The organism is Mycobacterium gallinarum (genome assembly GCF_010726765.1).
Lineage (GTDB): Bacteria > Actinomycetota > Actinomycetes > Mycobacteriales > Mycobacteriaceae > Mycobacterium > Mycobacterium gallinarum.
In genome coordinates this window covers 5,826,199-5,844,541 of record NZ_AP022601.1, presented here as the reverse complement: position 1 = coordinate 5,844,541, position 18,343 = coordinate 5,826,199, and the positions used below count along the sequence as shown (strand labels likewise).

Sequence of the window (18,343 nt, the reverse complement as noted above, 5' to 3'; positions counted from 1 at the left end):
GGACGCACTAGAACCGGCCGCAGTTCGGCGTCGTCGGTAACCCGTTGAATCGGTCGGCAATCCACTGCATCGCGCGCTCGCCGTCCACCAGCATCGGCAGCGCGTGGTTCACCACAAGCTTGTTGAGAAACGGTGGCTGCTCGTTCGTCCAGAACTGCACATCCGCACCTTGGGCACACCAGTCGATACCCAGCTGTCTGGCGGGCCCCCACGGCACCAACGGGTCAAAGCGATTACTCAAGATCATCACCGGCGCATTGGGTTTGTACTTGCCGATCTTCTGCATCTCGAACAGTGTGGTGAACGGTTCCTGCTTGACGAGCTCGAAGATGTCCTCGTTGAAGTACGGCTGCAGATGCCGAAACATGAACTTCGTGATCGTCTCCGCGATGCACTGGTCCTGCACCTTGTACAGCAGGTCCGCTCCCCGCGGCGTCATCTTCGCCCGGATGGTCTGCTCGAACTCCGGATAGGTGGTGATGACGGAGTTCAACGCGTATCCGACCACGCCGACGAGCGCGCTGCCGTCCGCGTACGGGAACAGTTCCTTCAGATCGGCGGGCGGCGCGCCCGCGTACGTCCCCACGACATGGAGGTCCGGCGCATACGACGACGCCAACTCGGCAGCTGCTGCCGCTGCGCCACCGCCCTGCGAGTAGCCCCAAAAGGCAACGGGGCCATGTGGATCCAGCGACGTACCTGGCAGCCGCATGGCTGCGCGGCCGGCGTCGAGCATCGCGTTCGCTTCAGCGACCCTGTTCACGTAGGTGTGCAGTCCAGGTGTGCCGAGACCCTGGTAATCGGTCATGACGATTGCGAAGCCTCGCGCCACCATCGTCGAGACGAACAACTCCTCGTAGTTGAACGCCAGGTCCAGCCACGGCGACCAGTGGATGCCCTGATTGAACTGCCGCGACGGCGCGCATTGGTCGCCCTGCCCCTGGGTGCCGGGGCCGTACACGATCAGCGGACGAGGGCCCTTGCCCGGCCAGGCGTTGTGGGGCTCAAAGTAGGTGCCCGTCACCGCCATCGGATTTCCGCGAGCATCGGTGCTGCGGTACATGATTCGCGTCCCGTTGGCCATGATCATGCCCAGCTCGCCCGACGGTTCCAGCACCAATCGCGACGGCTCGGTACGGATCAGATCGCCCGGCTGTCCGGGCGGTAACGGCACCGGGGGCGTATAGAAGGCCTGATACTCGTCTTCATTGAAGTACGGGTGATGGTCGTCAATGGTCGGATCGTCGGCGTGCGCGTACGGCACGAAAGACGCTGTGAGAGCAATGAGCATGGCGACTACTCCGACCCCCCAGCGCACACAGGGACCGTAACAGAATCGGTATGGCCGACGGCAAGACCTGCAAGCCAATGAGTTCGGTTTGGCCGCGGACGGGGCACATGTGCGCCCGCTGCCGGTTTCCTGTGCAAGGCCTTGGGAAGCCATGCACCGGCATGAGGCAAACCCGAGACTGGCGACAGACAGTCGTACGTCCGTAAGACATGAGGAGTTTCCGATGCTCAACGTTCAGACCGCACGCCGGCTGGCGATTCCCCTGTTCGCCGGCGCGGCTTCGTGCGCCGCACTGCTTGGCGTATCTCCCATCGCGCAGGCGGACAACGGGATGAACCCGCCTAGCTGCACCACGGCCGACCTCGAAGGTGTCCGTGCAGGGGTGGATGCGTCCACGTCGGCCTATCTGTTCACTCACCCCGACCTGAATGGCTTCATGAGCACGCTTTCTGGCCTGTCACGCGAACAGGTCGCCGAGCACGTCACGACCTACATGGAGACTCATCCGCAGGAGAAGGCGGAGATGACCGGCATCCGACAACCGTTGACGGACATCAAGAATCACTGCGGTTCGATCGTGAATCCCTGACCGCGCAGAGCAAAGCCCCTGACACAAATGTGTCAGGGGCTTTGCTTTAGCGAGTGAATCTCAGTAGCGGTAGTGCTCCGGCTTGTACGGGCCTTCGACGTCCACGCCGATGTATTCCGCCTGCTCCTTGGTGAGCTTGGTCAGCGTGCCGCCGAGCGCCTCGACGTGGATGCGCGCCACCTTCTCGTCGAGGTGCTTGGCCAAGCGGTACACCGCATTGTCGTACTCGTCGTTCTTGGTCCACAGCTCGATCTGCGCGATCACCTGGTTGGAGAAGCTGTTGCTCATCACGAACGACGGGTGACCCGTCGCGTTCCCCAGGTTCAGCAGCCGACCCTCGGACAGCACGATGATCGACTTGCCGTCGTCGAAGCTCCACTCGTCGACCTGCGGCTTGATGTTGACGCGCCTGGCACCGGACTTCTCGAGGGCGGCCATCTGGATCTCGTCGTCGAAGTGACCGATGTTGCCGAGGATCGCCTGGTGCTTCATCGCCCTCATGTGGTCGAGCGTGATGATGTCCTGATTGCCGGTCGCCGTGATGACGATGTCCGCCCAGCCGATCGCTTCTTCGACAGACTTGACCTCGAAGCCATCCATCAACGCCTGCAGCGCGTTGATCGGGTCGATCTCGGTGACCGCGACTCGGGCGCCCTGAGCCTTGAGGGCCTCGGCGCAGCCCTTACCCACGTCGCCGTAGCCACAGACCAGGGCAGCCTTGCCGCCGATCAGCACGTCGGTGCCGCGGTTGATGCCGTCGATCAGCGAGTGCCGGGTGCCGTACTTGTTGTCGAACTTGGACTTGGTCACCGAGTCGTTGACGTTGATCGCGGGGAACGGAAGATCACCGGCCGCCTCGAACTGGTACAGGCGCAGCACACCGGTGGTGGTCTCCTCGGTGACACCCTTGACCGCCTCGGCGATCTTGGTCCACTTGTCCTTCTCGGTCTCGAAGCGAGTCCGCACCAGGTTGAGGAACACCTTCCACTCGGCGGAGTCGTCGTCCTCGGCGGGAGGCACGACCCCGGCCTTCTCGTACTGCGCGCCGCGCAGCACCAGCATGGTCGCGTCGCCGCCGTCGTCGAGAATCATGTTGGCGGGCTCACCCTCCCAGGTGAGCATCTGCTCTGCGGCCCACCAATACTCCTCGAGCGTCTCGCCCTTCCAGGCGAAGACCGGGGTGCCCTTGGGCTCCTCCTCGGTCCCGTTCGGTCCGACGACGACGGCCGCCGCCGCGTGGTCCTGGGTGGAGAAGATGTTGCACGACGCCCACCGCACCTCGGCGCCGAGCGCGACCAGGGTCTCGATCAGCACGGCGGTCTGGACCGTCATGTGCAGCGAGCCCGAGATGCGCGCACCCTTGAGCGGCTGCACATCGTGGTACTCGCGGCGAAGCGCCATCAGGCCGGGCATCTCGTGCTCGGCCAACCGGATTTCCTTGCGGCCGAACTCGGCCAGCGACAGGTCAGCAACCTTGTAATCGATGCCGTTGCGGACGTCGACCTTCAATTCAGTCATGGATTTCTAGAGCCCTTCTTCGTTCGTCTTTGCCTCTGGGGGCACAGATGTGCCCAGCCAACCCCTCAGCCTGCGGGCTCGCGGGACAGGCGCTCGTGCATGTGAAACGACGAGGGCGCTCTGACAGCTAAGAGGTATCCCCAACACCGTAGCGTTCGGCGAACGGCGTCATCAAACGGGCCAGGTCAGACGCGACATCATGATTAGCCTCGGGCGGCATCGACACGTAGCTCATGGCGAGGCGGACGATCGCCCGCGCCAGCACTCCCGCGTCCTCATCACTGCACCCGACCCAGCTGTCGACGAACGTCGCAGTGAGTCGCTGAGAGCAGTGCATGATGATCGGACCGCTGTCCGTGGTGATGAGCTGAAGCAGATCGGGTTTGAAGTCACCGGTCAGCAGCGAGATCACCAGCGGATCGGCGGCCGTTTCGGTGAAAAAGTCGCGAAAGCCCTGGACGAAGGCCGCGCGCACGTCGCCCTCGTTGCCGACAATCGCGTCCTCGATCTGGTCGACGAGCCGGTCGGCCAGGCGCAGCGCGTACGCCTGCGCCAGACCTTGCCGCGAGCCGAACTCGTTGTAGATGGTCTGGCGGCTGATGCCCGCGGCTTTGGCGACGTGCGACAGCGTGATCGCCGACCAATCACGGCTGAGCAGTTCCTCGCGCATGCCGTCCAGAATCGAATCGCGCAGCAACACCCTCGACGCTTCGGCGTACGGGATGCGCTGCGCGGTCCGGCGGTCGCGAGAGCTTCTCACCCTCGCGACACTAGTCATTCCCGTCGCTTCGCTCGCCTGGCCACAGTCACGAACGTGCCACCTCCACCATCTCGAAGTCGGACTTCGCGGCCCCGCAGTCCGGGCAGCTCCAGTCGTCGGGGATGTCGTCCCAACGCGTTCCGGGGGCAATGCCGTCCTCCGGCCAACCCTTCGCCTCGTCGTACTCGAATCCACACTGCACGCAGATGAACAGCTTGAAGTCACTCATTTCGTTGCTCCTATCGTTTCGAAGTCGACCTTCTCGCGTACTGCACAGTCGGGGCAGCACCAGTCCTCGGGGATGTCGCTGAACGCCGTGCCCGCCGGAAACCCCTCCCGCGGAGCACCTTTCGCCTCGTCGTAGACGTAGTCGCAACCGGGGCAGCGGTAGGCGGCCATCAGACCGTCGTCCCATACCGCGCGAGCACCTTGTCGCGGACGCGAGGGTGCACATTGACCCGGCTGATGTCGCCGTCGTAATGGTCCAGCACGCGGTGATCCATCACCTTGCGCCACAGCGGCGGGAAGTACGTCAGCGCAATCATCGATGCGTAGCCGCTGGGCAGGTTCGGCGCCCCCTCCATGCTGCGCAGCGTCTGATAGCGACGCGTCGGGTTGGCGTGGTGATCGCTGTGCCGCTGCAGGTGATAGAGGAACAGGTTGGTCACGATGTGGTCGGAGTTCCAGCTGTGCACCGGTGCGCACCGTTCATATCGACCGCTTTCGGTCTTCTGCCGCAGCAGCCCGTAGTGCTCGAGGTAGTTCACCGTCTCCAGCAGCGTGAACCCGAACACCGCGGAAATGAGGATGTACGGAATCAGGGCCACGCCGAACACCGCGATCAGCACGCCGTAGAACACCACCGACATCGCCCAGGCGTTGAGCACATCGTTGGACCAGTGCCACTTGCTCTTGCCTGCACGCTCGAGCCGCTTGGCCTCCAACTCCCACGAGGACTTCGCGCTCCCCCACACACTGCGCGGCAGGAACTCCCAGAACGTCTCACCGAAGCGAGCCGACGCGGGATCTTCCGGAGTGGCGACGCGAACGTGGTGACCCCGGTTGTGCTCGATGTAGAAGTGGCCGTAAAGCGTCTGGGCCAGCGTGACTTTCGCCAGCCAGCGTTCCAATTCGTCCTTCTTGTGGCCCATTTCGTGTGCGGTGTTGATACCCACCCCTCCGAGCATGCCCACCGACAACGCAAGGCCGATCTTGGCCGGCCAGCTCAGGCCACCGTCGAATCCCAGCCAGCTCAGATTCGAGGCCGTGAACAAGTACGCGCCGAAGATGACGCTGGCGTACTGGAACGGAATGTAGATGTAGGTGCAGTAGCGGTAGTACTTGTCGTTCTCGAGTCGCTCCATCACCTCGTCGGGCGGGTTTTGACCGTCGGGTCCGAACCGCAGATCCAGGGCGGGCAACAGGATGTACAGCAGGATCGGGCCGATCCAGAACGGCACCTGCGCCGCGCCGTGCCAGCCCCATTGGTTGAACGCCCATACCAGCGGCATCACGACAAACAGTGCGGTCGGGGCGATCAGCCCCATCAACCACAGGTAGCGCTTCTTGTCGCGCCACTGTGCGATCTCTTGCTCGGACATCTGCATGGTCACGGGGTGCCTCCTCATGTGAGTGCCATCACGACTGCGGTTGACTATAGAGCCAATTTTGTCCTCTGTCTAGACACGGATAGGTATTTTGTAAAGCAGATCGACGTGCTTGCGGCTACCCTGTGACCTGCCATGGCTGATCCGCACAAGGCGAAAGCGCTCGAAGACCGCTCGCATGAATTGGCTGACGCGGGTCTCGCCGCCGAGGCCCTCGCGGCCTGCGAAGCCGCTGTCGCTCAGTACCGTGAATTGGCCGCCGCCGACCCCGGCGAGTACACCTTCGCGCTCGCGGTTGCGCTGACCAACCTGGGCGGCGCGCTCGAAAACGTCGACGCGGCCCAAGACACCGTCGCTGTTCAGGTTGAAGCGCTGCGCCTGTACCGCCAGCTCACCGACGCCGACCCGGGCCGATACGCCCCGTACGTCGGCCTCGCTTTGACCAACCAGGCGGGCGGACTGGCGAATCAGGGCAGGTTCTCAGAGGCGCTCGAAGCGGTCGACGCGGCTCTCGACCAATTCAGTCGGCTCAGCCCGTCGCTTCCCAGCGAGTTCAATCCCGCCGTGGGGCAGGCGCTGGCGACGCGGGCGTGGGTGCTGATGGACCTCGGCCGCCTCGATGCCGCGCTGGAGGCGGTCCGCGACACATTGACATACCACGACCGAAACGGCTTGACCATCCCCGATTTGTTCGCCCCGGAACTGGCCGTGGCACTGTACGAGACCGCCGACACATTGTCCGACGACGACAAGCACGCGGAGGCTCGCGAAACCGCAGGCGCCGCCGTCGAACTCTTTCGTGAACTGACCGAACAGAGCTCAGGCGCCTTCGACATGGAGTTGGCACACGCGCTCTATCTGTTGTCCTACGAACTCAGTGAATTGGGCCGCTACGACGAGGCGCTGGCCCCGGCGGCTGAGGCCGTCGATCTGTTCCGGATCCAAGCCGCAGCCGACCCCGAGTCAGGTCTACCGGACTTGGCGATGGCACTGCACAACAGGGGATACCAGCTGACGATGCTCGAACGTTTCGACGAGGCCGTCGCCCCGGGCGGCGAAGCTGTCGGCATCTACCGCGAACTCGCCGCCGCCGATCGAACGGCCCGCACAGATCTCGCCGAGGCGCTCAAAGACCACGCTGTCGCGCTATACGGCGTGGGTCGGCGCATGGATGCGTCGGCCGTCAAACAGGAGGCAGAACGGCTATGACGACGGTTCTTCTGACCGTGCCGATACGGACTCCCGCTTGCCGAGGAGCGAGTGCCTGCGCCCGTAGATGAAATAGATGAGGACGCCGACGGCCATCCAGATGAGGAACCGGATCCAGGTCAGCGCCGTGAGGTTGAGCATCAGCCAGACGCACGCGATGATCGCCGCGATAGGCAGCAACGGCACGCCCGGCGCGCGGAAGCCGCGTTCGAGATCCGGGCGGGTGCGACGCAGGACGATCACCCCGGCGGACACCAGCACGAATGCGAAGAGCGTGCCGATGTTGACCATCTCCTCGAGCTTTCCGATCGGAAACACCGTTGCCGTCACCGCCACCAGCGCACCGACGATCAGGGTGATCCGCACCGGCGTGCCGTGCTTTCCGGTCTTGGCCAGCGACCGCGGCAACAGCCCGTCGCGCGACATCGCGAACAGCACACGGGTCTGTCCCAGCACCAGCACGATCACCACGGTGGTGAGGCCCGCCAGCGCGCCGATCGAGATGATCTTCGCCGCCCAGTCGATACCGTTGGCGGCGAATGCGGTTGCGAGGTTGGCCTTTTCACCTGCCTCGCGCAACTCGGTGTAGCTCACCATGCCCGAGATCACGATGGCCACCGCGACGTAGAGGACGGTGACGATCGCCAGGGACGCAAGGATGCCGCGCGACACGTCACGCTGCGGATTCTTGGTTTCCTCCGCCGTGGTGGCGACGATGTCGAAGCCGATGAACGCGAAGAACACGATGGACGCACCGGCCAGCACGCCGTACCAGCCATACGTACTACCCCCGGCGCCGGTCAGCAGGGAGAACAGCGACTGCTCGGTGCCGGAACCACCTTCGCCGGCCTGCGCGGGAGGGACGAACGGGGTGAAGTTCTCCGCCTTGATGTAGAACGCGCCGACGGTCACGACGAGCAGCACGACCGCCACCTTTATCACCGTGATCGCCAGGCTGACCTCCGCCGAGAGTTTGGTGCCCCACGCCAAGATCACCGTCACGAAGATGATGATCAGCAGGGCGCCCCAATCCACCTGCAGCCCAGCCAGATCCGCCGTGCCACCGCCGAACCCGAACACTGTGCCCAGATAACTGGACCAGCCCTTGGCCACGACGGCGGCCGCCACCGCGAACTCGAGGATCAGATCCCAGCCGATGATCCACGCGACGAACTCGCCGAACGTCGCATAGGAGAACGTGTAGGCGCTGCCGGCCACCGGCACCGTCGAGGCGAACTCGGCGTAGCACAGCGCGGCCAGACCGCACGCGATCGCGGCGATCACGAACGAGATCGAAATCGCAGGGCCGGTGATGTTTCCCGTCGTTGACGCCGTGATCGTGAAGATGCCGGCGCCGATGACCACGGAGACCCCGAAGACGGTGAGATCCCACCAGTTCAGATCTTTTCGCAGGCGAGTTTCCGGTTCGTCGGTGTCGGCGATCGACTGCTCAACCGACTTCGTTCGCCTCGGCATCGGCGTTCCTCCCGTGGTCCGTCTCGGGAATGTACCGAGTACTGTCCACCCAATGGGGCGGAGTTATAAACACGTAGCCGTCATCGGAGCGAGCCTGGGAGGCCTGTGCGCTGCCCGGGTGCTCTCCGATGTCAGCGAGCGCGTGACGGTCTACGAGCGCGACGGACTGCCGGACGGCCCGGCCAACCGGACGGCCGTCCCGCAGGGCAGGCACGTCCACCTTCTGATGGCACGGGGAGCTCAGGAATTCGAGAGCCACTTCCCGGGCCTGCTCGACGACATGGTCGCCGACGGCGTGCCGATCCTCGAGAACCGGCCCGACTGCATCCACTTCGGCGCCGCAGGTCACGTGCTGGGGACCGCACACCGACTGCAGGACGAGTTCACCGCATACGTGCCGAGCAGGCCGATGCTGGAGTGGCAGATCCGGCGTCGCGTCATGGCGATCGAGAACGTCGACATCGTGCAGGCGACGATCACCGAGGCCACCTACGACGCTGCGCGCCGCCGTGTCACCGGCGTACTGCTCAACTCGGGCGAGGTCGTGTCGGCCGACCTCGTCGTCGATGCGACGGGCCGGGGCACCCGCCTGCCGGTGTGGCTGGAAAAGTGGGGCTATCCGCGGCCCCGCGAGGAAACCGTCGACGTGGGCATCGCTTACGCCAGCCAACGCGTGCGGGTTCCTGACGGCCTTGTCGCCGAAAAGGTTGTGGTGGCGGGTGCGTCCCATGAGCATCCGGTGGGCGTGGGCGCGCTGTTCTACGAAGACGGCGTCTGGAACGTGACCACCTTCGGTATCGCCAAGGCCGAGCCGCCGCAGGACTTTGCGCAGATGTGCGACCTGGTCGACGAGATTCTGCCCGAGCACTTCTCATCCGCGCTACGGCGGGGCACCCCGCTCGGCGAGATGGCATTTCACAAATATCCGACCAGCCGGTGGCGTCGCTACGACAAGCTGCAAAGCTTCCCCGACGGCATCTTCCCGTTCGGCGACGCCGTCGTCAGCTTCAACCCGACGTTCGGGCAGGGCATGACGATGACGGCGATCCAAGCGGGCAACCTGCGCAAGATCCTCGAGTCGGGCGTTCCGGACGTCGCAAACCAACTCGCGAAAGCCACGGCCAAGACGACGTACCCGGTGTGGATGATGACGGTGATCGGCGACCTGGCGCTGCACGACGCCACCACGACCGACAAGGTGCCTTTCTGGTACAAGCCGGTGGGCGCGTTATTCGACCAGTTCCTCGGGGCCGCCGAGACGGATCCTGTTCTGGCCGAGTGGTTTCTGCGCCGATTCAGCCTGCTCGACAGCCTGTACATGGTGCCCTCGGCGCGCCTGGTCGGCCGCACCATCCGGCACAACATGCGGGCGCTCCTTGCCGAGAAGCGTCAGGCTCGCTCGAGGCCCGGTCAGGAGCTGGTCGCCGGTCGATAGCGGCACACGCCATTTCGCGTGGTTGGCGCCGCTAGATTCCGACAGTGGCCCTGAAGAGCTTCGTCGGGGCCTCGGCGGTCAGGCGGATCGGCCCCTCGTCGGCCGCCACCCACGCGGCGGATCCGCGCTGCAATGTGACCTTGTCGCCCTTGGCGTAGACCACTGTCGACCCCTCGGTGCACAACAAGATCTGCGGCCCGTCATGACGACACGGCGCGTCGATCTCGTGACCGACATGCTCGCCCTCGATGCGCAGCTCTGACACCGCGAACTCCGGAGCCGGTGTGTTGTACACCAATTCCATTCCGTCCCTTGTAGTCGTAGGGCGGATCGAGTCCTCACTGGCAGGGGTGAAGTCGAGCACGCGAAGCAGTTCGGGCACGTCGACGTGCTTCGGGGTGAGTCCACCGCGCAACACATTGTCGGAGTTGGCCATCACCTCGAGGCCAACGCCGTGCAGATATGCGTGGAGGTTCCCGGCGGGCAGATAGATGGCTTCGCCGGCCTGCAGGGTGATGCGGTTGAGCAGCAGGCTGGCCAGCACACCTGCGTCACCCGGGTAACGCTCGCCGAGTTCGAGTACCGTCCTTGCCTCGGCGGCGAATGTCTTGTCACCCGAACGCACATAGTGGATCGCGCCCTCGATCACCTGGGGCACCAGCACGTCGAGATCGGGCTGCGGAGCGGTGATCCACGTGGTGAACAGAGCCCGCAATCCGAACTCGTCGGGCTGACCAGCCAGCAGGGCGACATACGGGTCGAGCTCGGTCACCGCGAGCGCACGCATCAGCTCGACGCTGCGCGCGGCGGGCCGGAATCCTGCCAGCGCTTCGAATTCCCCCAGAGCGACCAGGATTTCGGGTTTGTGGCTGGGGTCGCGGTAGTTGCGATTGGGTGCGTTGACAGGGAGACCCAATCGGTCCTCGCGGGCGAAGCCCTCGGCCGCCTGCCGAGCACTGGGATGGGCCTGCAGCGACAGCGGCTCGTCGGCCGCGAGCACCTTGAGCAGGAACGGAAGCGTGTCACCGAATCTGGCGCGCACAGCAGGCCCGAGCTGTCCCTCGGGATCGTCGCGCAACGTGTCGAGCAGCGACCGTTCACCCTCTTCGGTCTCCAGCCACGCGGGATCGCCCGGATGAGCCCCGAACCACAACTCGGCCTCCGGATGCATTGTCGGGCTTGGCCTTCCGGTGAAGTCAGCGATCGCGGTCCGTGACCCCCAGGCGTAGGTCCGCACCGCTCCACGTAGCAAGTTCACTTGCTCAACCTCGAACCAGCTTCAGGTAGACGGCCGTCATCTCCATCCGAACAGCCAGCATCGCCAGCTGCTCTTCCAGGCGACCTGGACTGGTCGGAGCGGCAGGCAGGCGCTCGATGTCAGAGCCTTCGAGCGCCTCCGGCACATCCTCGGCGTGGATCACGTCGACGCCGTCCAGCCCGGCGACCCTGGCCGCGACCACGGCTCGCTCGGCGTCGACGGACAGCACAAAGGTCCGAACCCGTGGCGGCAGCGGACCGTCGATCTGCTCGTCATGGAATATCGACTGCTCGCGATCGGCGCCGGATGCCTCCCCCATTCCGCCGCGCAGCGCCACCATCGCCTCGGCCAGGCCCACCGCGGCCACCGCTCGATGAGCGACCCGCAACATCACGGCCGCGACGTGCCGCGCCAGCACCAGCGTCGCCGCGTTGTCGCCCGCGATGACGACCTCGGCGCCCGACATACGCTCGGCCAACGCCTTCGCGGGATTGGTGAGCAGCTCGCGAGCGGCGCTGTTGCGCAACGCTTCTGCGTCCAGCTCGTCGGCCAGCGCGGCCAGGTCGACCCGGAGTCCCTGGTCGACCGTGTGCAGTGTCGCCAGGCCGGCGGCCAGATAGCGGGAGAAACTGAATTCGTCGGGCACCCACACCCGCGGGGCCAGTGCGACGGATCGTCCCGCAGTGGCGTCGCGCAACGGTCCCTCGTAGGGCGCGACGACGACGACGCGGGCGCCGCGCCGCACTCCGGTGGCAGCGGCCGCCACCAAAGCGGGATCGCCGGGATCGTCGCCGGCCACGATCAGCACGTCCAGCGCGCCGATCCACGGCGGCACCTCGGGGGCGACGACGATCGGTGCGGCCACCGAACCACCTAACGCAGCGGCGAGCAATGACCCTGCCGCTTCGGCATTTCCGCGACCGGCCACCCAGATCACGGTGCGCGGGGGCTCGGTGCTTCGCAGCGGATCCAGGTCGCCCTCGTCGAGCGCCGCGGCGGTGGCGCGTACCTGCGCACCGGCCATCGCGACCGCGCGCAGCGATCCGTCGCGGTCGGCGGCCAGCAGTCCTTCCGCATCGTCGAGATCGACGAGAGAGTGGGTGGCGTTCACTTGGGCACCTCGGATGCCGCCTCAGTCGACGCCGAGATCCGTGCCGCGATCTGTTCGACGATCGCGTCGACCTCTTCCGTGGTCCGCGCCTCGACGTTCAGCCGCAACAACGGCTCGGTGTTGGACATCCGCACGTTGAACCAGGATCCGTCGCCCAGATCGACGGTCACTCCGTCCAGGTGGTCAATCGAGTGGATGCGGGCCGCGAAGGAGGACAACACCCGGTCGATGCACGCTTCGGCGTCGGTGACCGTGAAGTTGACCTCGCCCGACGCTTCGTAGCGTTGGTAGTCGGCCATCAGGTCGGACAGCGGCCGGTCCTGCTCACTGAGCGCGGCCATGACGTGCAGCGCCGCCAGCATGCCGGAGTCGGCGCCCCAGAAATCGCGGAAGTAGTAGTGCGCTGAATGCTCGCCGCCGAAGATCGCCCCGGTTTCGGCCATCAGCGCCTTGATGTATGAGTGTCCGACGCGCGACCGTACCGGGGTGCCGCCCCGTTCAGCCACGAGTTCCGGTACCGCCCTCGAGGTGATCAGGTTGTGAATCACCGTCGCGCCGATCTCGCGACCGAGTTCGCGCGCGGCGACCAACGCGGTCACCGCCGACGGCGAAACCGGCTTACCGAGCTCGTCGACCACGAAGCAGCGGTCAGCGTCGCCGTCGAACGCCAGCCCGATGTCGGCACCGGTGGCCAGCACATGCGCTTGCAGGTCGACGAGGTTCGCCGGCTCCAGAGGATTGGCTTCGTGATTCGGGAACGTGCCGTCGAGTTCGAAGAACAACGGAGCGAGCGTGATCCCTGCAATCGATCCCAGCACAGCGGGAGCCGTGTGGCCCGCCATTCCGTTGCCCGCGTCGACGGCGACCTTCAGCGGCCGCAACCCGGCCAGGCTGACCAGTGACCGCAGAAAGTCGCCGTAGTCCGTCAGGACATCGCGGTCCGCTTTCGAGCCACGCGGCCCGTCGTAGACCGGTATCCCGGCGATCACGTCCTCGCTGATGGCCATCAGCCCGGTGTCCTTGCCGACGGGCTTGGCGCCTGCCCGGCACAGCTTGATGCCGTTGTAGGCGGCCGGGTTGTGGCTCGCGGTGAACATTGCGCCCGGACAGTCCAGCAGACCCGAGGCGAAGTACAGCTGATCGGTGGACGCCAGGCCGACGCGCACCACATCGAGGCCCTGCGCGACCACACCCTCGGCGAATGCGTCCGCGAGCGACGGTGAGCTGTCCCGCATGTCGTAGCCGATCGCCACCTGGGTGGCGTTCTCACCGCGCATGAGCCGAGCGAACGCGCCGCCGACGTCGCGGACGAAATCCTCGTCGATCTCTTCGCCGACCAGGCCGCGCACGTCATACGCCTTGATGACGCTATGGACAGCCGCGGCAGGCCGGGACATACAACTCCTTGTGACGTGGACTACTGGCGCCAGCCTAACCGTCGAATGAAAGAGGCATGTGCGCTAGCCCTCGCCGAAGCTCTGCTATTCAGGTGGGTCGGGCAACACCCGCAGGTGGCCCCGTCGGCGCCCGTTGGACTCGGACCTGCGGGCCGGCGGTGCCATCAGCGCGCCGCCGGACACACCGGTAACCGGATCGGAAAACCCTGCGGCCACTCCGTTGATCGGCGGCGCCATATCGCGTCCTTCTCGCACCGCGTCGGCGAGCGCCACCAGATCGTCCTCGTCGGGGTGCGACGGCAATGGACCCGCGTGGCGAACCAGCTCCCATCCGCGAGGCGCGGTGATCCGGCCGGCGTGCAGGACGCAGAGATCCCACGAGTGAGGCTCGGACACCGTGGCCAGCGGGCCGACGACTGCCGTCGAGTCGGAGTAGACGAATGTCAGCGTCGCGACCGCATAGTGGGGGCACCCGGGCCGGCAGCAGCGACGGGGAACGTTCACAGCGAGAGGTTATCGTGCGCAAACGGCGCAAGCCGCCGGACACGCGCGCCATCGGAGCGTCGATCTTCAACCGTTACGATCGCTCCGTGGCCGAACGCGGACACCACCGATCACGCCGCGGTCGCGAAATGCGCGGGCCGCTCCTTCCACCGACCGTGCCGGGCTGGCGCAGCCGCGCCGAACTGTTCGACATGGCGGTGCTCGAGGCGTATGAGCCCATCGAACGCCGGTGGCAGGATCGGGTGTCGACGCTGGACATCGCCGTCGACGAAATACCCCGTATCTCGGCCAAGGATCCCGAAAGCGTGCAATGGCCGCCCGAGGTCATCGCTGACGGGCCGGTCGCCCTGGCCCGGCTGATCCCCGCGGGCGTCGATGTCCGCGGCAACGCCACTCGGGCGCGAATAATGTTGTTCCGCAAGCCGATCGAACGGCGGGCGAAAGACACCGCCGAACTCTCGGAGCTGTTGCACGAAGTCCTGGTGGCACAAGTAGCCACGTATCTGGGTGTCGAACCCTCCGTTATCGACCCCACCATCGAGGACGAGTGAACAAACTCGCCTAGATCACGCCGCGTTTGAGGCGACGGCGCTCACGTTCGGAGAGCCCGCCCCAGATGCCGAAGCGTTCGTCATGGGCCAGCGCGTAGTCGAGGCACGCGTCGCGCACCTCGCAGCCCTGGCAGATGCGCTTGGCCTCACGAGTCGAGCCACCCTTCTCGGGGAAGAACGCCTCGGGGTCGGTTTGTGCACACAATGCCTTCTCTTGCCAGAGGTCGTCCTCCGGAGTGAGCATTGCCGGCACAGCCGGGATTACCGGCGGCACATCAATCGGGGCGGGCACCAGACTCAACTGGGGACGCCGAGGCGTCTCGAACGGTGCCGGTCCAAAATTGGTGTGCGGCGCGCTGTCAACTGAGCCAAGTAGCCGGTCGTCGAACCGGACCGCATGATCGAAATCGCTGTACTCAAAAGACATTTTCCGCCTCCTCACCTGATGTCGTAGATCCGTAACTTTGAGCCCCACTATTTACTGTGCGGCCATTTCCGATTCGAACATATGATCGAATCTCGGTCTGCGACACCGAAACCGGCTGGCCAACCGCGAAATGACACTGGTGTGATTACACACGCGCTAGCAGCCGCGGTCAAGCGTTGGAACAGAAATTCATACCATTCCGTGACCGGAATTCGGCGCGTCGGAATATCGGCGTGTCTGTCACACCCCTCGGCCACGTGCCCCAGCTCGCGCGCGACGGCCTAGTGTCGGTCACTGTGAAGGTCACGGTTCTGGTTGGCGGCGTAGGCGGCGCCCGCTTCCTGCTCGGAGTACAGCACCTGTTGGGGCTGGGCCAATTCCAGGATTCGGGGAAGTCGGCACACGAGTTGACCGCCGTCGTCAACGTCGGCGACGACGCATGGATGTTCGGTGTGCGGATCTGCCCGGACCTCGATACCTGCATGTACACGCTGGGTGGAGGCATCGATCCCGAACGCGGGTGGGGTCATCGCGACGAAACCTGGCATGCCAAGCAAGAACTCGCCGCTTACGGTGTGCAGCCCGACTGGTTCGGCCTCGGCGACCGCGACCTGGCCACCCACCTTGTGCGCAGCCAGATGTTGCGCGCCGGCTATCCGCTGTCACAGGTGACCGAAGCGTTATGTGGCCGTTGGTCACCCGGTGCACGATTGTTACCCGCGAGCGACAACCGCAGCGAAACCCATGTCGTGATCACCGATCCCGAGGACGGCGAGAAGAAGGCGATCCACTTCCAGGAATGGTGGGTGCGATACCGCGCGCAGGTACCCACCCACAGTTTCGCCTTCGTCGGTGCCGACGCGGCGACTGCCGGTCCCGGCGTCGTCGAAGCCATCGAAACCGCCGACGTCGTACTGATCGCCCCGTCCAACCCGGTGGTGAGCATCGGATCGATCTTGAACATCCCCGGCATTCGCGGCGCGCTGCGCACGACGACGGCACGGGTCATCGGCTACTCCCCGATCATCGACGGTAAGCCGTTGCGCGGCATGGCCGACGAATGTCTGTCTGTCATCGGTGTGGACAGCACCTCTGAAGCAGTCGGCATCCACTACGGGGCGCGCAGCGGCACCGGCATCCTCGACGCCTGGCTGGTCCACGAAGGCGACCGCGCCGAGATCGACGGTGTCGAGGTGCGCGCCGTACCGCTGTTGATGAAGGATCCGGCGACGACCGCCGACATGGTGCGCGCCGGAGTGGAGGTCGCCGGGCTGAAAGTGGATCCACGGCGATGACCGAACACGGATCCGCAGCAGCCGTCGAAATCCTGCCCGTGCCAGGGCTGCCCGAGTTTCGTCCAGGAGATGACCTTGCCGAGGCGATCGCCACGGCCGCACCCTGGCTCCGCGACGACGACATCCTCGTGGTCACTAGCAAGGTGATGTCCAAATGCGAGGGCCGAATCGTCGATGCACCCGTCGACGCCGAACAACGAGACATCCTGCGACGCAAACTGATCGACGCCGAAGCCGTACGCGTACTGGCTCGTAAGGGCAGAACACTGATCACCGAGAACGCGATCGGCCTGGTGCAGGCAGCGGCCGGGGTGGACGGTTCCAATGTCGACTCGGCAGAACTCGCTTTGCTGCCAACGGATCCCGATGCCAGCGCCGCGAAGTTGCGAAGCGGTTTACGCGAACACCTCGGAGTCACCGTCGGGGTGGTGGTGACCGACACCATGGGGCGTGCGTGGCGCAACGGGCAGACCGACGTCGCGATCGGCGCAGCGGGACTGCGCGTGCTGCACGGCTACGAAGGGTCGCGCGATCGGCACGGCAACGAGTTGATCGTCACCGAGATCGCGGTCGCCGACGAGATCGCCGCGGCGGCCGATCTCGTCAAGGGCAAGCTGACCGACATCCCGGTCGCGGTGGTACGCGGGTTGTCCCTGCCGGATGACGGGTCCAATGCCCGTCGCCTGGTGCGCGCCGGCGAGGACGATCTGTTCTGGCTGGGCACCGAGGAGGCCATTGCGCTCGGTCGCAGTCAGACCCAGTTGTTGCGGCGGTCGGTGCGCACTTTCACCGACCAGGACGTGCCACCCGAGCTGATCGAGGCCGCGATCGGCGAAGCGCTGACCGCTCCCGCACCGCACCACACCCGGCCGGTCCGGTTCGTGTGGATACAGGACCCGCACCGGCGACTGGCACTTCTGGATCGAATGAAGGAGAAGTGGCGCGCCGATCTCACCGGTGATGGCCGACCAGCCGATGCCGTCGAACGCCGCCTCGGTCGTGGCCAGATCCTCTACGACGCACCAGAACTCGTCATCCCGTTCATGGTGCCCGACGGTGCGCACAGTTATCCCGACGCCGACCGCACCGCTGCCGAGCACACGATGTTCACCGTCGCGGTCGGGGCCGCCGTGCAGGCCCTGCTGGTAGCGCTGGCGGTGCGCGGTGTGGGCAGCTGCTGGATCGGGTCCACGATCTTCGCCGCCGATCTGGTGCGCGACGAGCTCGACCTGCCGGCCGATTGGGAGCCGTTGGGTGCCATCGCGATCGGTTTCCCGCCTGAGCAGCCGGGACCACGCGATCCGGTGCCGACCGACGATCTGCTGGTGCGCAAGTGACCCTGCACGCGTCGGCGGTCCAGGCGTTGACCGAATGGCATGCACCCGATCCCGGTCAGGACTCGCTGCGCCACGCCGTGCTGGCGTTCCTGGCCGCGCGCCCCGACGGCTGCCTGCGGTCGTGCGAGCCAGGGCACGTGACCGGTTCGGCGTTGGTGATCGACCACACCGGAACCCACGCGCTCCTCACGCTCCACCCACGGTTCGGCCGGTGGCTGCAACTGGGCGGGCACTGCGAGGAATCCGACCCCGACATCGTCGCCGCGGCGCTGAGGGAGGCCACCGAGGAGTCGGGCATCGACGGCCTGCAGATCGATCCGGTACTGGCCGCGTTGCACGTACACCCGGTCACATGTTCGCTGGGTGTGCCGACCCGTCACCTCGACATGCAATTCATCGTGCGTGCGCCCGCAGGCGCGGAAATCGCGCGCAGCGACGAGTCACTGGACCTTCGGTGGTGGCGACTGGACTCATTGCCCGACGACGTCGACTTCGGCCTCACCCAGTTGGCCGCAGCGGCTCGGCGAATCCGCGAATTCGGCGCGCACACGCACCGCGACGGTTGATTAGCGCGCCAA

Annotated in this window: 19 protein-coding genes; 7 read left to right on the top strand and 12 right to left on the bottom strand. The window is 65.5% G+C overall.

Annotation, left to right across the window (positions count from 1 at the left end):
- Positions 1 to 7: 7 nt before the first annotated feature.
- Entirely contained in the window at positions 8 to 1,291 is a 1,284-nt protein-coding gene (locus G6N42_RS28875) for a lipase family protein (RefSeq protein WP_163736209.1), read from the bottom strand.
- 223 nt (positions 1,292 to 1,514) lie between these two features.
- Between G6N42_RS28875 and G6N42_RS28870 the strand changes: the two genes are divergently transcribed.
- A complete protein-coding gene (locus G6N42_RS28870) occupies positions 1,515 to 1,880 on the top strand; it encodes a heme-binding protein (protein ID WP_163736203.1) in 366 nt (121 codons plus the stop codon).
- Positions 1,881 to 1,940: 60 nt separating this feature from the next.
- Here the strand turns inward: G6N42_RS28870 and ahcY are convergent, their stop codons facing one another.
- The 5 genes from ahcY to G6N42_RS28845 form a co-directional block, all read right to left on the bottom strand.
- Entirely contained in the window at positions 1,941 to 3,398 is a 1,458-nt protein-coding gene (gene ahcY, locus G6N42_RS28865) for an adenosylhomocysteinase (RefSeq protein ID WP_163736200.1), read from the bottom strand.
- Between the two features lie 127 nt (positions 3,399 to 3,525).
- Positions 3,526 to 4,176: a TetR family transcriptional regulator AlkX gene (alkX, locus tag G6N42_RS28860; RefSeq protein ID WP_163736197.1), complete on the bottom strand. Its 651-nt coding sequence runs from the start codon at positions 4,174 to 4,176 to the stop codon at positions 3,526 to 3,528.
- A gap of 28 nt (positions 4,177 to 4,204) precedes the next feature.
- Positions 4,205 to 4,387, bottom strand: a complete 183-nt coding sequence (locus G6N42_RS28855) for a rubredoxin (protein WP_163736194.1) — start codon at positions 4,385 to 4,387, stop codon at positions 4,205 to 4,207.
- Entirely contained in the window at positions 4,384 to 4,557 is a 174-nt protein-coding gene (locus tag G6N42_RS28850) for a rubredoxin (protein WP_163736192.1), read from the bottom strand. Before G6N42_RS28850 ends, G6N42_RS28855 begins: the two co-directional genes overlap by 4 nt.
- Complete coding sequence (locus tag G6N42_RS28845; RefSeq protein ID WP_163736189.1) at positions 4,557 to 5,786, bottom strand: alkane 1-monooxygenase; 1,230 nt, start codon at positions 5,784 to 5,786, stop codon at positions 4,557 to 4,559. Before G6N42_RS28845 ends, G6N42_RS28850 begins: the two co-directional genes overlap by 1 nt.
- Positions 5,787 to 5,900: 114 nt before the next feature.
- On the opposite strand from G6N42_RS28845, the gene G6N42_RS28840 reads away from it, so the two are divergent.
- Positions 5,901 to 6,974, top strand: coding sequence for a tetratricopeptide repeat protein (locus tag G6N42_RS28840; protein WP_163736186.1), 1,074 nt, complete (start codon positions 5,901 to 5,903; stop codon positions 6,972 to 6,974).
- Here G6N42_RS28840 and G6N42_RS28835 read toward each other — a convergent pair.
- Positions 6,969 to 8,450: an amino acid permease gene (locus G6N42_RS28835; protein ID WP_163736183.1), complete on the bottom strand. Its 1,482-nt coding sequence runs from the start codon at positions 8,448 to 8,450 to the stop codon at positions 6,969 to 6,971. The genes G6N42_RS28840 and G6N42_RS28835 overlap by 6 nt on opposite strands.
- A gap of 52 nt (positions 8,451 to 8,502) precedes the next feature.
- Between G6N42_RS28835 and G6N42_RS28830 the strand changes: the two genes are divergently transcribed.
- The gene (locus tag G6N42_RS28830; RefSeq protein WP_163736180.1) at positions 8,503 to 9,885 is read left to right on the top strand and encodes an FAD-dependent oxidoreductase; all 1,383 of its coding nucleotides are present in this window, start codon (positions 8,503 to 8,505) and stop codon (positions 9,883 to 9,885) included.
- 31 nt (positions 9,886 to 9,916) lie between these two features.
- On the opposite strand, the gene manA is transcribed toward G6N42_RS28830, so the two are convergent.
- The 4 genes from manA to G6N42_RS28810 form a co-directional block, all read right to left on the bottom strand.
- Entirely contained in the window at positions 9,917 to 11,143 is a 1,227-nt protein-coding gene (gene manA / locus G6N42_RS28825) for a mannose-6-phosphate isomerase, class I (RefSeq protein WP_163736177.1), read from the bottom strand.
- Between the two features lie 4 nt (positions 11,144 to 11,147).
- Positions 11,148 to 12,254, bottom strand: a complete 1,107-nt coding sequence (locus G6N42_RS28820; RefSeq protein WP_163736174.1) for a TobH protein — start codon at positions 12,252 to 12,254, stop codon at positions 11,148 to 11,150.
- Positions 12,251 to 13,651, bottom strand: coding sequence for a phosphomannomutase/phosphoglucomutase (locus G6N42_RS28815; protein ID WP_163736171.1), 1,401 nt, complete (start codon positions 13,649 to 13,651; stop codon positions 12,251 to 12,253). The genes G6N42_RS28820 and G6N42_RS28815 overlap by 4 nt, the downstream gene beginning before the upstream one ends.
- Positions 13,652 to 13,735: 84 nt before the next feature.
- Entirely contained in the window at positions 13,736 to 14,155 is a 420-nt protein-coding gene (locus tag G6N42_RS28810; protein WP_083125002.1) for a DUF3499 domain-containing protein, read from the bottom strand.
- Between the two features lie 128 nt (positions 14,156 to 14,283).
- Here G6N42_RS28810 and G6N42_RS28805 point away from each other — a divergent pair, with 128 nt between their 5' ends.
- A complete protein-coding gene (locus tag G6N42_RS28805; protein WP_163690643.1) occupies positions 14,284 to 14,706 on the top strand; it encodes a metallopeptidase family protein in 423 nt (140 codons plus the stop codon).
- Between the two features lie 10 nt (positions 14,707 to 14,716).
- On the opposite strand, the gene G6N42_RS31760 is transcribed toward G6N42_RS28805, so the two are convergent.
- A complete protein-coding gene (locus tag G6N42_RS31760) occupies positions 14,717 to 15,133 on the bottom strand; it encodes a WhiB family transcriptional regulator (RefSeq protein WP_163736168.1) in 417 nt (138 codons plus the stop codon).
- A 296-nt stretch (positions 15,134 to 15,429) separates the two neighbouring features.
- Here G6N42_RS31760 and cofD point away from each other — a divergent pair, with 296 nt between their 5' ends.
- Genes cofD through G6N42_RS28785 form a run of 3 tightly spaced genes read left to right on the top strand, consistent with a single transcriptional unit; the run spans position 15,430 to position 18,331 of the window.
- Entirely contained in the window at positions 15,430 to 16,428 is a 999-nt protein-coding gene (gene cofD / locus G6N42_RS28795) for a 2-phospho-L-lactate transferase (protein ID WP_163738505.1), read from the top strand.
- On the top strand, positions 16,425 to 17,765 hold the full coding sequence (locus G6N42_RS28790) for a coenzyme F420-0:L-glutamate ligase (protein ID WP_163736165.1): 1,341 nt from the start codon (positions 16,425 to 16,427) through the stop codon (positions 17,763 to 17,765). The genes cofD and G6N42_RS28790 overlap by 4 nt, the downstream gene beginning before the upstream one ends.
- Positions 17,762 to 18,331, top strand: coding sequence for an NUDIX hydrolase (locus G6N42_RS28785; protein ID WP_163736161.1), 570 nt, complete (start codon positions 17,762 to 17,764; stop codon positions 18,329 to 18,331). The genes G6N42_RS28790 and G6N42_RS28785 overlap by 4 nt, the downstream gene beginning before the upstream one ends.
- Positions 18,332 to 18,343 lie beyond the last annotated feature (12 nt).

What these genes read in the sequence shown, in the direction of transcription:
- G6N42_RS28875 (WP_163736209.1), bottom strand. Translation starts at nt 1,291, where the DNA reads ATGCTCATTGCTCTCACAGCGTCTTTCGTGCCGTACGCGCACGCCGAC.
- G6N42_RS28870 (WP_163736203.1), top strand. Translation starts at nt 1,515, where the DNA reads ATGCTCAACGTTCAGACCGCACGCCGGCTGGCGATTCCCCTGTTCGCC.
- ahcY (WP_163736200.1), bottom strand. Translation starts at nt 3,398, where the DNA reads ATGACTGAATTGAAGGTCGACGTCCGCAACGGCATCGATTACAAGGTT.
- alkX (WP_163736197.1), bottom strand. Translation starts at nt 4,176, where the DNA reads ATGACTAGTGTCGCGAGGGTGAGAAGCTCTCGCGACCGCCGGACCGCG.
- G6N42_RS28855 (WP_163736194.1), bottom strand. Translation starts at nt 4,387, where the DNA reads ATGAGTGACTTCAAGCTGTTCATCTGCGTGCAGTGTGGATTCGAGTAC.
- G6N42_RS28850 (WP_163736192.1), bottom strand. Translation starts at nt 4,557, where the DNA reads ATGGCCGCCTACCGCTGCCCCGGTTGCGACTACGTCTACGACGAGGCG.
- G6N42_RS28845 (WP_163736189.1), bottom strand. Translation starts at nt 5,786, where the DNA reads ATGAGGAGGCACCCCGTGACCATGCAGATGTCCGAGCAAGAGATCGCA.
- G6N42_RS28840 (WP_163736186.1), top strand. Translation starts at nt 5,901, where the DNA reads ATGGCTGATCCGCACAAGGCGAAAGCGCTCGAAGACCGCTCGCATGAA.
- G6N42_RS28835 (WP_163736183.1), bottom strand. Translation starts at nt 8,450, where the DNA reads ATGCCGAGGCGAACGAAGTCGGTTGAGCAGTCGATCGCCGACACCGAC.
- G6N42_RS28830 (WP_163736180.1), top strand. Translation starts at nt 8,503, where the DNA reads ATGGGGCGGAGTTATAAACACGTAGCCGTCATCGGAGCGAGCCTGGGA.
- G6N42_RS28815 (WP_163736171.1), bottom strand. Translation starts at nt 13,651, where the DNA reads ATGTCCCGGCCTGCCGCGGCTGTCCATAGCGTCATCAAGGCGTATGAC.
- G6N42_RS28805 (WP_163690643.1), top strand. Translation starts at nt 14,284, where the DNA reads ATGCGCGGGCCGCTCCTTCCACCGACCGTGCCGGGCTGGCGCAGCCGC.
- G6N42_RS31760 (WP_163736168.1), bottom strand. Translation starts at nt 15,133, where the DNA reads ATGTCTTTTGAGTACAGCGATTTCGATCATGCGGTCCGGTTCGACGAC.
- G6N42_RS28790 (WP_163736165.1), top strand. Translation starts at nt 16,425, where the DNA reads ATGACCGAACACGGATCCGCAGCAGCCGTCGAAATCCTGCCCGTGCCA.